Annotated in this window: 13 protein-coding genes; 4 read left to right on the top strand and 9 right to left on the bottom strand. The window is 72.2% G+C overall.

Features of this window, described 5'->3' with window-relative positions; translation table 11 throughout:
• The first annotated feature begins 43 nt into the window (after nucleotides 1–43).
• The gene (locus ACY34I_RS10575) at nucleotides 44–667 is read left to right on the top strand and encodes a winged helix-turn-helix domain-containing protein (RefSeq protein WP_462754449.1); all 624 of its coding nucleotides are present in this window, start codon (nucleotides 44–46) and stop codon (nucleotides 665–667) included.
• A gap of 52 nt (nucleotides 668–719) precedes the next feature.
• Here the strand turns inward: ACY34I_RS10575 and ACY34I_RS10570 are convergent, their stop codons facing one another.
• The 5 genes from ACY34I_RS10570 to pcaF all read right to left on the bottom strand — a co-directional run bounded on the left by ACY34I_RS10570 (nucleotide 720) and on the right by pcaF (nucleotide 7,581).
• Nucleotides 720–2,285 (bottom strand): amino acid permease, encoded by a 1,566-nt coding sequence (locus ACY34I_RS10570; protein ID WP_462754448.1) that lies wholly within the window; start codon nucleotides 2,283–2,285, stop codon nucleotides 720–722.
• A 381-nt stretch (nucleotides 2,286–2,666) separates the two neighbouring features.
• Nucleotides 2,667–3,167, bottom strand: a complete 501-nt coding sequence (locus ACY34I_RS10565; RefSeq protein WP_462754446.1) for a DUF456 domain-containing protein — start codon at nucleotides 3,165–3,167, stop codon at nucleotides 2,667–2,669.
• 46 nt (nucleotides 3,168–3,213) lie between these two features.
• Nucleotides 3,214–5,373 carry a putative bifunctional diguanylate cyclase/phosphodiesterase gene (locus ACY34I_RS10560; protein ID WP_462754445.1) on the bottom strand — a complete coding sequence of 720 codons (2,160 nt, stop codon included), beginning with the start codon at nucleotides 5,371–5,373 and terminating at the stop codon, nucleotides 3,214–3,216.
• 6 nt (nucleotides 5,374–5,379) lie between these two features.
• Nucleotides 5,380–6,198 (bottom strand): SAM-dependent methyltransferase, encoded by an 819-nt coding sequence (locus ACY34I_RS10555; RefSeq protein ID WP_462754444.1) that lies wholly within the window; start codon nucleotides 6,196–6,198, stop codon nucleotides 5,380–5,382.
• A 177-nt stretch (nucleotides 6,199–6,375) separates the two neighbouring features.
• On the bottom strand, nucleotides 6,376–7,581 hold the full coding sequence (gene pcaF / locus ACY34I_RS10550; protein WP_462754443.1) for a 3-oxoadipyl-CoA thiolase: 1,206 nt from the start codon (nucleotides 7,579–7,581) through the stop codon (nucleotides 6,376–6,378).
• Nucleotides 7,582–7,687: 106 nt separating this feature from the next.
• Between pcaF and ACY34I_RS10545 the strand changes: the two genes are divergently transcribed.
• Entirely contained in the window at nucleotides 7,688–8,653 is a 966-nt protein-coding gene (locus ACY34I_RS10545) for a glutathione S-transferase family protein (RefSeq protein ID WP_148794977.1), read from the top strand.
• Complete coding sequence (locus tag ACY34I_RS10540) at nucleotides 8,646–9,290, top strand: DUF998 domain-containing protein (protein ID WP_462754442.1); 645 nt, start codon at nucleotides 8,646–8,648, stop codon at nucleotides 9,288–9,290. Before ACY34I_RS10545 ends, ACY34I_RS10540 begins: the two co-directional genes overlap by 8 nt.
• A gap of 27 nt (nucleotides 9,291–9,317) precedes the next feature.
• Here the strand turns inward: ACY34I_RS10540 and ACY34I_RS10535 are convergent, their stop codons facing one another.
• The 4 genes from ACY34I_RS10535 to ACY34I_RS10520 are packed head-to-tail and all read right to left on the bottom strand — an operon-like array spanning nucleotide 9,318 to nucleotide 12,836.
• Complete coding sequence (locus ACY34I_RS10535; RefSeq protein WP_462754441.1) at nucleotides 9,318–9,707, bottom strand: universal stress protein; 390 nt, start codon at nucleotides 9,705–9,707, stop codon at nucleotides 9,318–9,320.
• Nucleotides 9,704–11,233 carry a tripartite tricarboxylate transporter permease gene (locus tag ACY34I_RS10530; RefSeq protein ID WP_462754440.1) on the bottom strand — a complete coding sequence of 510 codons (1,530 nt, stop codon included), beginning with the start codon at nucleotides 11,231–11,233 and terminating at the stop codon, nucleotides 9,704–9,706. The genes ACY34I_RS10535 and ACY34I_RS10530 overlap by 4 nt, the downstream gene beginning before the upstream one ends.
• An 8-nt stretch (nucleotides 11,234–11,241) precedes the next feature.
• Nucleotides 11,242–11,832, bottom strand: a complete 591-nt coding sequence (locus ACY34I_RS10525) for a tripartite tricarboxylate transporter TctB family protein (protein ID WP_462754439.1) — start codon at nucleotides 11,830–11,832, stop codon at nucleotides 11,242–11,244.
• Nucleotides 11,829–12,836 (bottom strand): Bug family tripartite tricarboxylate transporter substrate binding protein, encoded by a 1,008-nt coding sequence (locus ACY34I_RS10520; RefSeq protein ID WP_148794969.1) that lies wholly within the window; start codon nucleotides 12,834–12,836, stop codon nucleotides 11,829–11,831. Before ACY34I_RS10520 ends, ACY34I_RS10525 begins: the two co-directional genes overlap by 4 nt.
• 139 nt (nucleotides 12,837–12,975) lie before the next feature.
• On the opposite strand from ACY34I_RS10520, the gene ACY34I_RS10515 reads away from it, so the two are divergent.
• Nucleotides 12,976–13,869: a LysR family transcriptional regulator gene (locus ACY34I_RS10515; protein WP_462754438.1), complete on the top strand. Its 894-nt coding sequence runs from the start codon at nucleotides 12,976–12,978 to the stop codon at nucleotides 13,867–13,869.
• Nucleotides 13,870–13,902 lie beyond the last annotated feature (33 nt).

The raw sequence follows: 13,902 nt of genomic DNA, 5'->3' as shown, positions 1-13,902 counted from the left end.
TCCTGGGACAGCTACCCAAGCGCGGGGCCAGTAAAGGAGGAAAATGACTCTCGCTCACGGGGAGACGTCCATCAAGGACGTCCGGGTGGAAGGTCCACCGGGGGACGACGGCGCGACCGTGATCATCGCGATCGCGTCCTCGAGGGAGGAGAGAGTGCGCCTGGCATCGCTGGTGATCGGCCATGCTCCGGTGCTGCTGGTCTCGTCGCCGGAGGAACTCGTGTCGCTACTTGTCAGCAGCGCCCCGCCCACCGAAGCCCCGTCAGTCCGTCCACGCGTCGTCGAGCCGCTTCCGCGAGCCCCCGTAGGAACGGCTGATGCCGTCCTGGAGGTCGACTCGGACAGGCGGGTGGCAACCTGGTCCGGGCGCACCGTGCCCCTGTCACCCCTCGAGCACGACCTGCTTCGGTACCTTCTGCTGGCACAACTCGGCCACACCTGCACCTTCGAGTCGCTGCATCGCGCGGTCTGGGGCAACGACCACCTCGGCGGCCGGGGCGACGTGTGGTCGGTGGTGAAGCGACTCCGCCGCAAGCTCGACGAATTGGACTGCCCGCTGCGGATTCAGGCGGTGCGCGGCGTCGGCCTGCGTCTCGTCGACCCCGGCGCGGTGCTGTCAGCGAACGCCGAAGAAGCGCGAGAGAGCCGAAACCAGATCTGGGAGTGATGGGCCTTCCGGGTCCTCCAGATCGATGTGTTCGGGTCCGCGCGGCAGATCCCTACTCTGTGGTCGGCTCCGTGACCGGCTCGGCGCGCGTCGCCGGCCTGGGGATCGCCGGATCCGGCACGTTGTGGCGCGGGCCGGTGAACCAGCGCCGGGCGCTGAGCACCCACCAGAGCCAGGCGCCGCCGAGCACGACGCCGACCGCGACGATGGTGTAGTTGAACGTGCTGGCGGTGACCGGGCTGCTGGTCGGCAGCACGAACAGGACGCAGATGACCGCGACCCAGACGATGGCGATCCACCCGACCGGCGCGCTCCACCGGCCCAGGTTCCACGGACCGACCTGGAAGTCCGCCGTACGCCGGCGCAGGAAGACCGGCGCCACGTACGCGATGTAGAGGCCGATCACCGCGATCGACGTGGCTGCCAGGTAGGCGGTGGTGTTCCAGAGCGACGGCAGGACGAGCAGGGTGGAGCAGGCGACGCAGAGCCAGATCGAGTTGGTCGGGGTGCCCGTACGGGGGTTGACCCGCTTCCAGATCCCGGAGCCGGGCAGCGCGCCGTCCCGGCTGAACGCGTACGCCATCCGGGAGTTGGCGGTGACCGATGCCATGCCGCAGAAGAACTGGGCGACCACGCAGATGAAGAGCAGGAACGTGCCGAGGTCGTGCCCCACCGCGTCGATGAAGATCTGCGCCGGGGGCAGACCGAGCGCGGTGGTCCGCTCGGCCTCGTAGTCCTGGATGGACCAGGTGATGGCGAACAGCAGCACGAAGCCGGCGATGACCGAGACCACGACCGACATCACGATGCCGCGGGGCGCGGAGCGGGCCGCGTCGTGGGTCTCCTCCGCCACGTGGGCGCTGGCGTCGTAGCCGGTGTAGGTGTATTGCGCCATCAGGAGGCCGATGAGCACCGCGTATCCGGCCGCGCCGGCGAAGGTGAAGCCGGTCTCGTTGCGTACCTCCAGGAAGACCTCGGAGATGGGCTTGTGCTGATCCGGCACGAACGCGAGGGCGATGACGATGACCGCGACCCCGGCGAGGTGCCACCAGGCGCTGACATCCGAGAGCAGCCGCACGAGGCTGACACCGAAGGTGTTGAGCAGGCCGTGCGCGATGATGATCACCAGGAAGATCAGGAAGGTGCGTCCCGCGGTCACCTCCATGTCGAAGGCGAGGCTCAGGAAGGCCGAGGTGGTGATCGCCGCACCGAAGTCGATCGCCGCGGTGACCGCCACCTCCCCCAGGAAGTTGAACCAGCCGACGAACCAGGCCCAGACCGCCTTGTTCCGTTTGGCGAGCGCGGCGGCCCACCAGTAGAGGGCACCGGCGGTGGGATAGACCGAGCAGATCTCGGCCATGGCCAGCGCCACGAAGATCACCATGACGCCGACGAAGAGCCAGCCCAGGGTGATCGCCAGCGGGCCGCCCGCCGTCATCGCGATGCCGTACGACGTGATCGCGCCGGCCAGGATCGAGATGATGGAGAACGAGACCGCGAAGTTGGAGAAGCCGGACAGCTTTCGACGCAGCTCCTGCTTGTATCCCAGCTGCGCGAGCCGTTCCTCGTCCGAGACCGGCGAAGGTGGGGTTACTCCGTCCTCAATCGTTGAGCTCATCGGTGTCTCCCTTGAGGAGGGCGAAGACTGTGACCTGCGCCACCGTCTGACGGGATAATGAGCCCGAACCCTCAACCAGGTCAATGGAGATCGACCGAAAATTCGGCCAGGATCAGACCATTGGCCGCCCGCGCCCCTCGCGCCGGCGCGAAATGCGTTGCCGCACCGGGGCGCCGACGGCATCCTTGAGCCAGTGACCAGGCCCGATCGCGACGGGCCACCGCCGGGCGCTCGGCAACGCCCGGTCCGCGACGGCGCGCGGCGTCCACCTCTCTCTCACTGATGTACGGCGGTTCGCCGTACCCCGGACGCCCGCGCCGTCGCACCCGGTCCGCCTGCCGTGAACAGGCCCGGCTCGGCGATGTCGACCGGCCCGGCCGATCAGGCGAACAGCAGCCCGCCGACCCAGAGCGCGGCGATGACCAGGCCGGCCAGGAACTCGACCAGCATGGACAGCCCGGCCGCCTTGAGCGCCTGCACGGTCGCCGGCCAGGCGAGCTGGTTGCTGCCCAGCCGCAGCCGCTCGGCACCCCAGATCCCGCCGACGAAGCCGATCGGCAGACCCACCACCGGGATGACGAAGAACCCGACCAGCCCGAGCACGCCCCCGGCCAGCAGCGACGAGGTGGGCACCCCGGTCCGCTTGAGGTTCCGCCCCGGCCAGAGATACTTGACGACCCCGCCGCCGACGGCGACCACGGTGGCCGCGGCGAGCACCGCCCAGCGGCCCGCGCCGGCGCCGCTGAAGAGCGCCCACACCAGCACCCCGGCCCAGCACAACGGCAGCGCCGGCAGCCCGGGCACCACCACCCCGGCCAGCCCGGCCAGGATCGCCAGCCCGGCCACCACCGAGACCAGCGCCTGCGTGTCGGTCAGGTCCACGCCGCCTCCCTTGATCCGGCGGTGGGCGCGACCGGTGTCGAGCCGCTCACGCCGCCGCCTCCTCACCAGCCAGCCGACGTCGGATCTGGTCGGCCGGGGCCGGGGCGCCGAAGAAGCGGCCCTGCCCGGTGTCGCAGCGCAGCGCCCGCAGCCGCTCCGCCTGCGCCGCCGTCTCCACCGCCTCGGCGGTCACCCACAGCTCGACCGCGTGGGCCAGCCGGACCAGCGCGTCGACGATCCGCTCGTCCCGGTGGTCGGCGACGGCGTCCGCCCCGTCGGCCCGGATCCCCTCCACGAACGGGCCGGCCAGCTTCAGGCAGTGGATCGGCAGCCGCCGCAGGTACGCCAGGTTCGAGTACCCGGTGCCGAAGTCGTCGATGGCCAGCCGGACGCCGAGGTCCGCGAGCTGGTGCAGGGCGCGCAGCGGCTCCCCGCCGCTACCCATCACGGCGCTCTCGGTCAGCTCCAGTTGCAGCAGGTCGGCGGGGAGCCCGGTGTGCTGCAACGCCTCGGCGACGGTCTCCACGATCGCCGGGTCGTCGGCCTGCCGGGCGGCCAGGTTGACGCTGACCACCAGCCGGGCCTCCGGGTACGCCCGCCGCCAGCCCTCCGCGTCCCGGCACGCCTGCTTCAGCACCCAGGCGCCCAGGCGCACGATCAGGCCGGTCTCCTCGGCCAGCCCGATGAACCGGTCCGGGCCGATCAGCCCCAGCTCCGGGTGCTGCCAGCGGACCAGCGCCTCCACCGCCACCATGGATCCGTCGAGCAGCGACACGATGGGCTGGTAGTGCAGCACGAACTCGCCCAGGTCCAGCGCGGCGGGCAGCCGCGCGGCCAGCGCGGAGCGGGCGATGTCCGCCGCGCTGCGCTCCGGGTCGTAGACCGCCCAGCGGCCCCGCCCCTCGGCCTTGGCCCAGTAGAGCGTGGTGTCGGCCGCCTTCATCAGCTCGGCGGCGCTGGTCTCCGCCACCGGGCACTCGACGATGCCGATGCTGGCCGAGACGGCGAGCTGCTGGGTCCCGACGTGGACCGGGGCGGACACCGCGGCCAGGGCCAGCTCGGCCACCTCCACCGCGTCGTCGAGGCCACCGTCGGAGTCGACCAGGATGACGAACTCGTCGCCGCCCATCCGGGCCACCAGGTGGCCGCGGCCGGCCACGCAGTCGGACAGCCGCCGGGCGATCACCTTGAGCAGCCGGTCACCGAGGTCGTGGCCGAGGCTGTCGTTGATCGCCTTGAAGCCGTCCAGGTCGAGGAAGCAGAGCCCGACCCGCTGCTCCGGACCGGCCCGGTCGAAGACCTCGCCCAGCCGCTCGAAGAAGAGCGTCCGGTTGGGCAGGCCGGTGAGCGGGTCGTGCAACGCCTGGAAGCGCAGCCGCTGCTGGAGCTCGTGCCGCTCGGTGATGTCCTCGATCATGGCGACGGTGAACCGGGGGCGCCCGTCGTCGTTCCGGATGAGGGAGACGGCCAGGTCGGTCCAGACGACCGTGCCGTCCTTGCGGTGGTAGCGCTTCTCCACTCGGGCGCTGTCCCGCTTCCCCTCGATCAGCTCCTGGTAGAGCTCCCACATGCCGGCCGCGTCGTCGGTGTAGAACAGCGTGGCCACGTTGGTCTGGCGCAGCTCGGCGACCGAGTAGCCGAGCATGTCCGCGAACGACTGGTTGACGTCGATGATCCGCCCGTCCACGCCGGCGATGCCGATCCCGATCGCCGCGCCCACGAAGACGGCGCGGAAGCGCGCCTCGCTGTCCCGGAGGGCCTGCTCCACCGCGTCCCGGGCCTGCCAGGCCGAGCGGGCGATCCGCTCCTGCTGGTGGAAGGTCCGGTCGCGCAGCGCCCGGGCGAAGCCGGCGGCGAGCGCGCCCTGCAGCGCGGCGACCCGGTCCCGCGCCTCGGGCAGCTCCGCGTGGCTCGGCAGCACCGAGGCCAGGAAGCGGTCGCCGAGCGCCCGCACCGACCAGTCCAGCACCCCCGGCTCGGTGAGGTGCGCCGCCACCAGGGCCCGCCCCACGTCCTCTCCGGCCTCGGCGGCGAAGGTCGGGGCGCGCAGCGCCTGGCCCAGGCGTACGGCGTGCGCCAGCAGCAGCCGCTCCGTCTCGGCCGCGCTCATCGGTACGAACCCGAGCCGCCGCACCGCCCGGGCCCATTCCGCGGCGTACGCGGCGGCACCCGGCCGGCTGAGGTCGTCCCCGTCGGGGGCGCGCATGTCGGCTCAGCCGGCTGGCCGGTCGTACCGGGCGACGCCACCGAACGCCCCGAACCGCTCGGGATGCTCGTCCACGTCGGACGGCGAGTCGGGCCGCCACAGCGGCATGTGCACCACGCCCGGCTCCAGCACGGTCCAGTCGCCGAAGAAGCCGGTCACCTCGGCCCGGGAGCGGAGCGTGATCTCGGTGGCGGTACGCGCCGACAGCCGCTGCGCGTCGAGCATCTCCTGCGGCTGGTCCTCGTAGGTGGAGTGCGAGATGACCAGGTAGCTGCCCGGCGCGGCGGCGGCCCGGAGGGTGGCCAGGATGTCGGCGGGCCGGTCGGCGTCGGGGATGAAGTGGACCACCCCGGCGAGCAGGATGCCGAGCGGACGGTCGAGGTCGATCAGCCCGCTGGACCGGGCCTCGTCCAGGATCAGCTTCGGGTCGCGCAGGTCGGCCAGGATGGCGACCGCTCGGTCGTTGCCGGCCAGCAGCTCCTGGCTGTGCGCCACGGCGACCGGGTCGATGTCGACGTAGACGATCCGGGCCTCGGGGTTGGCCGCCTGGGCGACCTCGTGCACGTTGCCGACGGTGGGGATGCCCGAGCCGATGTCGAGGAACTGGTCGATGCCGGCGTCGAGCAGCACCCGGACCGCCCGGCGCAGGAACTCCCGGCCCGCGCGCATGGTGGCCGGCAGGTGCGGCGTCATGCTGGCGATCTGCTCGGCGAGTTGCCGGTCGATCTGGAAGTTGTGCGCGCCGCCGAGGAAGTAGTCGTAGACCCGGGCCGCGCTGGGCCGGGTCAGGTCGATCTCGGCGGGAAGTCCGTCCGGTGTCTGCATCGCTCGGCCCCCAGGTCGTCGCCGCGTAGGCGGGGCCGCCCGGTGCGGAAGGGACACCGGCCGACCCGCGGAACGTGTTGTCCTGACCACTCTAGGCGCGGCCCACCAGGTACGGGAGATCCACTGTCGACGCCGGCGGGCCGTACGACGGTGTGCCGCCCGGCCCGCGAGGCCCGGTCAGGCCGCCGACTCCAGCAGCAGCGAGATGCCCTGCCCGACGCCGATGCACATGGTGGCGAGGGCTCGCCGGCCGCCCCGGCGGCGCAGTTCCAGCGCGGCGGTGAGCGCCAGCCGGGCGCCGCTGGCACCCAGCGGGTGGCCGAGGGCGATGGCGCCGCCGTTCGGGTTGACGTGCTCGGCGTCCTCCGGCAGCCCCAGTTCGCGCAGCACCGCCACGGACTGGGCGGCGAACGCCTCGTTCAGCTCGATCACGTCGACGTCGGCCAGGCGCAGGCCCTGCCGGTCGAGCAGCTTGCGGGTGGCCGGGACCGGACCGATGCCCATGATCCGGGGCGGCACACCGGCCGCCGCCGCGCCGGTCACCCGGGCCAGCGGGGTGAGACCGTAGCGGGAGACGGCGGCCTCGGAGGCGACCAGCAGGGCCACCGCGCCGTCGTTGACGCCGGACGAGTTGCCGGCGGTGACCGTGCCGCCCTCGCGGAACGGGGTGGGCAGCGCGGCGAGTTTCTCCAGCGAGGTGTCCCGGGGGTGCTCGTCGACCTCGACCAGCTTCGTCTCGCGCCGGCCGGCCGGCACGGTCACCGGCACGATCTCCTCGGCCAGCCGGCCGTCGGCCTGCGCCTTGGCGGCGCGCTGCTGGGAGCGCAGGGCGAACTCGTCCTGCGCCGCGCGGTCGACGCCGAACTCGGCGGCCACGTTCTCCGCCGTCTCCGGCATCGAGTCGATCCCCCAGCCCTGCTTCATCAGCGGGTTGACCAGCCGCCAGCCGATGGTGGTGTCGTACACCTCGGCGGTGCGGGAGAACGGGGTGGCCGCCTTCGGCATGACGAAGGGCGCCCGGCTCATGCTCTCCACCCCACCGGCGACCACCAGGTCGGCCTCCCCGGCGGCGATCGCGCGGGCGGCGGTGGCGAGGGCGTCCAGGCCGGAGCCGCAGAGCCGGTTGACCGTGCTGCCCGGGACCTCCTCGGGCAGCCCGCCGAGCAGCGCCGCCATCCGGGCCACGTTGCGGTTGTCCTCGCCGGCCTGGTTGGCGCAGCCGAGGATCACGTCGTCGGTGCGGGCCCAGTCCACCGACGGGTGCCGGGCGACCAACTCGCGGATCACGTGCGCGGCCAGGTCGTCGGGGCGTACCCCGGCGAGGGCGCCGGCGTACCGGCCGATCGGGGTGCGGACTCCGGCCACGAGGTATGCCACGGTCATGGTGCTGCGTCCTTCGGGGGTGGGAAGGGGCTGGCGGCGGCGTCCCCCGGGTCCGGGGACGCCCGGCGCCAGGATATCCGCGCCCGGAACGGGATAGGTTGACGGCATGGCCCGGGCCCAGTTCAGCGCAGAGAGCACCCGCAGCGGGGAGTTCGTCCGCCAGCCCAACCGGTTCACCGGTCGGGTCACCCCGCACTCGACCTCCCCGGAGGGCGGTGGCCCCGACGACCAGGACCGCTGGCCGCTGGAGGCCGGCCGGTACCGGTTGATCTGGTGCCGGGCCTGCCCGTGGGCGCACCGGGCCCGGATCGTCCGCAGCCTGCTCGGGCTGGAGGACGTGATTTCGCTGGGCACGGTCGACCCGATCCGGGACGAGCGGGGCTGGCGGTTCGCGCTCGATCCGGACGGCTTCGACCCGGTGCTGGGGATCAGCTTCCTCTCCGACGCGTACCTGGCGACCGACCCGGACTACACCGGCCGGGTGACCGTGCCGGCCCTGGTGGACACGTTGACCGGGCGGGTGGTCACCAACGACTATCCGCAGCTCACCCTGGACTTCTCCACGGAGTGGCGGCGGTTCCACAAGCCGGGCGCGCCGGACCTCTACCCGGTCGAGCTGCGCCCGGAGATGGACGCGCTGATGGCGGAGATCCACCGGGACGTCAACAACGGGGTCTACCGGTGCGGCTTCGCCACCTCGCAGCAGGCGTACGACGAGGCGTACACGGCGCTCTTCGCCCGGCTGGACGCGCTGTCGGAGCGGCTGTCCGGGCGCCGCTACCTGATGGGCGATCAGATCACCGAGGCGGACGTGCGGCTGTTCACCACGCTGGTCCGCTTCGACGTGGCGTACCACGGGCACTTCAAGTGCAACCGGCAGAAGCTCACCGAGATGCCGGTGCTCTGGGCGTACGCCCGGGACCTGTTCCAGACCCCGGGCTTCGGCGAGACGGTGGACTTCGACCACATCAAGCGGCACTACTACGCCACCCACGAGATGATCAACCCGACCCGGATCGTGCCGCTCGGTCCGGACCTGTCCGGCTGGACCACGCCGCACGGGCGTGGCTGATCCCGGCGTAATCCGGGCCGCCGCCGCGTCCGCCGCCGCCGGCTGCATCGTGGCCGGCACGGTCGCCGTGACGGTCGCCGTGGTCGCCGGTCCCGGTCCGGGCCTGACCGGGTACGTCAGCGAGGCCGGCGTCACCGACAGCGGGTACGCCGGGGCGTACCGGATCGGGGTCTTCGCCCTGGCGGCGGCGCTGCTGCTGCTCGCGGCGGCGCTGCCTTCGGCGCTGCGCCCGGCGGCGGTGCTGCTCGCCGTCGGCGGGGCCGGCACGGTGCTCTCCGGCGCGGTGACGTGCAGCGCCGGCTGCCCGCTACCGCCGTTCGAGGCCGCCACCGTGGCGGACCTGGTGCACGGCGGCGCGAGCATCGCCGCCACCGCCGCGGTGGTCTTCGCGATGCTGGCCCTGGTCGTCGCCCCGGTCGTGGACCCGCCGCTGCGCCGGATCGCCGGGGTCGGGGTGACGCTGGCCCTGCCGCTCTCCGCGGCGATCGGGCTGGCCATGCTGACCGTGGGGCGGGGCGGCCTGGTGGGTGTGCTGGAGCGGCTGCTGCTGGCGGTGGCCGCCCTCTGGGGCCTGGCCACCGCCGCCCGGCTCGGCCTGGCCCGCGGCGGGGTGCCGGCGCGACCGGACCCGGCCTGACTCGCGGCCGGGTCCGGCCGGCGGCGGTCAGGGCTTGACGGCGAGCACGGGCCGGTCGGCGTCGAGCAGGATGCGCTGCGCCGCGCTGCCCATGATCAGCTTGCCCACCGGCGAGCGGCGGCGCAGGCCGATCACGATCACCGAGGCGTCGATCGCCTCGGCGACGCGGACCACCTCGTCGGCGAGGTCCCCGGCGTGCGCCTCCTGGCGGAACTCGACGTCGACCCCGGCGGCCGTCGCGCGCTCGACGAGCGCCGCCACGGTGTCCTCGTCGGCCAGGTCGGCGCTGACCAGGGCGCCCTCCCGCGGGGTGTTGAGCACCACCAGCCGTTCCTGGCGCCGGCCGGCCTCGGCGAGCGCGGCGGTGAAGGCGGCGTTGCCCTCGGGGGTGGGGAGGTAGGCGGCGAGGACGGTCACACGAGCTCCTTGTCCTGAGTTGCGGTCTCCGACGGGACGGCCGCCGGCCGGCGCCGGCGGAGGGCGGTGCGCAGCGGCGGCAGCAGGGCCACGAGCAGGAACACGACGAACAGGGTCCCGGAGATCGGCCGGGTGAAGAAGCCGGTCGCGTCGCCGTCGAAGATCAGCAGCGAGCGGCGCAGGGAGTCCTCCAGCAGCGAGCCCAGCACGAAGGCCAGCACCAGCGGGCCCGGGTCGAAGCCGAGCTTCTTCATCAGGTAGCCGAGGGCGCCGAAGACGATCACCAGACCAATGTCGAAGACGCTGTTTCGCACCGTGTAGACGCCGATCAGCGTGATCAACACCGTGACGGGGGCGAGGATCGTGGCCCGCACCTTGAGGATCTTCACGAACAGGCCGACCAGCGGGATGCTCATGATCAGCAGCAGGATGTTGCCGATGTACATCGAGTTGACCACGCCCCAGAACAGGTCGGGGTCCTGCTCGACCAACTGCGGGCCGGGGGTCACGCCCTGGATCAGCAGCGCGCCGAAGATCACCGCCATGGTCGCGTTGGCCGGGATGCCGAGGGTGAGCAGTGGGATGAACGACGACGTGGCGGCAGCGTTGTTGGCCGTCTCCGGCGCGGCAACGCCTTCGACGGCGCCCTTGCCGAACCGCTCGGGGTGCTTGGCGCGGCGCTTCTCAAGCGCGTACGCGGCCAGCGAGGAGAGGGTGGCGCCGCCGCCGGGCAGGATGCCCAGCACGAAGCCCACGAGGGAGCCACGGCCGATCGCCCCGGACGACTGACGCAGGTCGGCCCGCGACGGCCACACGTTCGCCACGGCGACCGGGGCCTGCGCGGCCCGATGGCGTTCCTCGAGGTTGTAGAGGATCTCGCCGAGGCCGAAGAGTCCCATGGCGATCGGGACGAAATCCAGGCCGTCGGCCAGCGACAGGTTGTCGAAGGTGAACCGCTCGGCGCCCGTGAAGCCGTCCTGGCCGACGGTGGCGAGCAGCAGGCCGACGCACGCGGCGATGACCGCCTTGAGGCGTCCGCCGCTGCTGATCGTGGCGACCAGCAGAATGCCGAGCAGGGCCAGGGCCGTGTACTCGGGCGGGCCGAAGTCCAGGGCGAAGCCCGCCACCAGAGGGGCGACGAGGGTCAGGGCGATGATCGAGACGGTGCCGCCGACGAAGGAGCCGATGGCGGCGATGCCGAGTGCGGTGCCGGCCCGGCCCTGGCGGGCCATCGCGTGGCCGTCGAAGACGGTCACCACGGAGGACGCCTCGCCGGGGAGCCGCAGAAGGACGGAGGTGATGGTGCCGCCGTACTGGGCGCCGTAGAAGATGCCGGCGAGCATGATCACCGCGGTCACCGGCTCGATGCCGAAGGTGACCGGCAGCAGGATCGCGATGGTCGCTGCTGGGCCGAGGCCGGGCAGGACGCCGATCAGCATGCCGATGACGACGCCGATCAGGCAGTAGAGCAGGTTGGTCGGCTCCAGTACGACGCCGAAGCCGTGGAGCACCGGGGCGAAATCCACGGACCCTCCTAGAACAGGTGCGGGATGGGGACCGAGAAGGCCGCCACGAACAGGAGATAGAAGGCGACCACCACACCCAGGCTCGTGAGGATCGAGGTGCGCCAGCCCTCCCGGCCCAGGACCCGCAGCCAGACGAAGGCGAGCAGGGCGGCCGGGATCTCGAAGCCGATCACGCTGATGACCGCGACGAAGACGACCATGGTGGCCAGGCCGCCGAGGACCAGCAGGCTGGCCCGGGAGAACCGCTCGGCGTCAGTGGTGCGCCGGGCCGTGGCGAGCAGGCCCAGGCCCAGCAGGACGAGCGCGCCGCTGACCAGTAGCGGCCAGGTGCCGGCCTCGGGGCTGCGAGCGGTCCCGAGGCCGAGTCTGCTGGAGCCGATGAGCGCGGCGATGCCGAGCGCCACGACCGCCCCGGCGGTCAGGGTGTTGCTGAGCGTCCCGGCGGCGGGCGGGCGGCCCTCGTGCTCGGCTTCCTCGACGCGGTGGATCGCCTCCTCGAGGCTGAGCTCCTCGCCGGCGGAATCACCGCCCCGGGGGGTGGCCCCGGCGGCGGTGTCGCCGCCGGGGCTGCCCGGTGTTTCGTGGTGGACCGAACTCACTTCGCCTCGCCGAGCTGGATGTTGTACTTCTGGACGACAGCGCGGTACTTGTCCAGGTTCGCGGTCCACTGCTTGCGCAGTTCCTCGCCGTCCACCTCGTTGGGGGTGAGCAGGTTGTCCTCGTTGAACTTCTTGTAGGCATCGGCCTGGAACGCCTTCTGGAACGAGGCGCGCAGGGCGTCGATGACCTCCTTCGGCGTGCCCTTCGGGGCGAAGATCGCCCGCGACTGCTGCACGGGCACGTCGTGGCCGGCCTCCACCGCGGTCGGGGTGTCGGGCAGGTACGTCGGGCGCTTCTCGGCGAACGTCACGATCGGGGTGAGCTTGCCGGCCTTGACCTGCTCGATGGCCTCGCCCAGCTGGACCGAGCCGACGTCCACCTGGCCGCCGAGCACCGCGGTGAGGGTGGGCGACCCGCCCTTGAAGGGAACGGCCTTGGCCGGAATGTTCGCCTGGCGGAACAGCAGCTCCTGCGACAGCTGGCTGCCGGTGCCGACGCCGGTGGTGCCGAAGGTGATCGGGCGGCCGGCCTTGGCCAGGTCGTCGACGGTCTTGAAGCCGGACTTGGCGGCCGTGACCATCACGTAGTCGTCCTGGCTGATGCCGGTGACGATGTCGTAGTCGGCCATGTCAGGTGCCTGGCCCGCGGCGACGGCCAGCGGCGTGATGTAGGCGAGGCTGCCGTTGTAGACCATCAGGGTGTGCCCGTCGGCCTTCTTGCCGGCCAGCTCCTTGGCGGCCAGGCCGCCGTTGGCGCCGGGCTTGTTCTCGACGGTCACCGGGACGCCGAGGTCGTTGGAGACCTTGTCGGCGAGCGCCCGCGCGATGAGGTCGGTGCTGCCGCCCGGGTCCTGCCCGACCAGGATGGTGATCGGGGACTTCCCCGGAAACTTTGCGTCGTCGGAGCCGCCGCCGCCGACATTGCCGCCGCAGGCGGCGAGCGAGAGGGCCAGGGCGAACCCGGCACCCGCCGTCGCCCACCGGCGCACGCGCTTGATCGTCATGTGGTTCTCCTCTTAGCACAGCCATGTTTCATCGGTGGGCGCTGTGAGTGGGGTCACGGACGCCTGAATGACCGGAGCCTAGGAACGTGGGCTCATGCCTGTCCAAATCCAATGGAGCATCAATTGATACCTTCTTGACATGGCCTTTACGTTGGAGCAACTTCGCGGCTTCGTAACGGTGGCCGAGGAGCTGCACTTCGGTCGTGCGGCCGCCCGGCTGCAGATGACGCAGCCCCCCTTGAGTCGGCAGATCCAGAAGCTGGAGCGGATCGTGGGCGCGCAGCTGCTGGAGCGGGACAACCGGCGGGTCACCCTCACCGCGGCCGGCGCGGCGTTCCTGGTCGAGGCCCGCCGCCTGCTCATTCTCGCCGACACCGCTCCCGAGCTGGCCAGACGGGTGTCGTCCGGGGCCAGCGGGATGATCCGGATCGGATTCACCGCCGCCTCGGCGTACGGGGTCCTCGGCGAACTGCTCAACGAGCTGAGCCGCGAGCTGCCCGACGTCGCCGTCGAGCTGGCCGAGATGGTGACCCGCGAGCAGGTGGCCGGCCTGCTCAAGGAGGAGGTCGACCTCGGACTGGCCCGGCCACCCTTCGACGAGGAGGCTTTCGGCTCGCGGCTGCTGCACCGGGAGGCGCTGCTCGTCGCCGCGCCGGTGGGCCATCGGCTGCTGGAGCTGGGCCGGCCGGCGACGGCCGCGGACCTGGCGGGCGAGCCGGTGGTCATGCATTCGCCGACCAGGGCGAAGTACTTCTACGACCTGGTCGCGGGCGTGGTACCCATCGCCGCGGAGAACACCGTGCACACGGTGAGCCAGGTGCTGACCATGCTCTGGCTCGTGGCGGCCGGTCGGGGCGTCGCCTTCGTCCCCGAGTCCGCCGCGCGGCTGCCCATCGAGGGGGTGGCGTTCGTCCGGCTGGAGACACCCACGCCCAAGCCGGCGGAGCTCCACCTGCTGTGGGCCAGGGAATCGAAGAACCCTGCCCTGTGGCGGGCGCTCGAGGTGCTGGAGCGGCGGGCCGGCGACTCTTGATACCTCCCGAGCATCGCTCGATGCGGAAGAACT

It is taken from the genome of Micromonospora sp. RTBAU3-60, from assembly GCF_054963695.1.
This window is presented reverse-complemented; position numbering and strand designations above follow the sequence as displayed.

Bases quoted from the DNA above. Each gene is read 5' to 3' on its own strand.
- ACY34I_RS10575 (WP_462754449.1), top strand. From the start codon at position 44: ATGACTCTCGCTCACGGGGAGACGTCCATCAAGGACGTCCGGGTGGAA.
- ACY34I_RS10570 (WP_462754448.1), bottom strand. From the start codon at position 2,285: ATGAGCTCAACGATTGAGGACGGAGTAACCCCACCTTCGCCGGTCTCG.
- ACY34I_RS10560 (WP_462754445.1), bottom strand. From the start codon at position 5,373: ATGCGCGCCCCCGACGGGGACGACCTCAGCCGGCCGGGTGCCGCCGCG.
- ACY34I_RS10555 (WP_462754444.1), bottom strand. From the start codon at position 6,198: ATGCAGACACCGGACGGACTTCCCGCCGAGATCGACCTGACCCGGCCC.
- pcaF (WP_462754443.1), bottom strand. From the start codon at position 7,581: ATGACCGTGGCATACCTCGTGGCCGGAGTCCGCACCCCGATCGGCCGG.
- ACY34I_RS10545 (WP_148794977.1), top strand. From the start codon at position 7,688: ATGGCCCGGGCCCAGTTCAGCGCAGAGAGCACCCGCAGCGGGGAGTTC.
- ACY34I_RS10520 (WP_148794969.1), bottom strand. From the start codon at position 12,836: ATGACGATCAAGCGCGTGCGCCGGTGGGCGACGGCGGGTGCCGGGTTC.
- ACY34I_RS10515 (WP_462754438.1), top strand. From the start codon at position 12,976: ATGGCCTTTACGTTGGAGCAACTTCGCGGCTTCGTAACGGTGGCCGAG.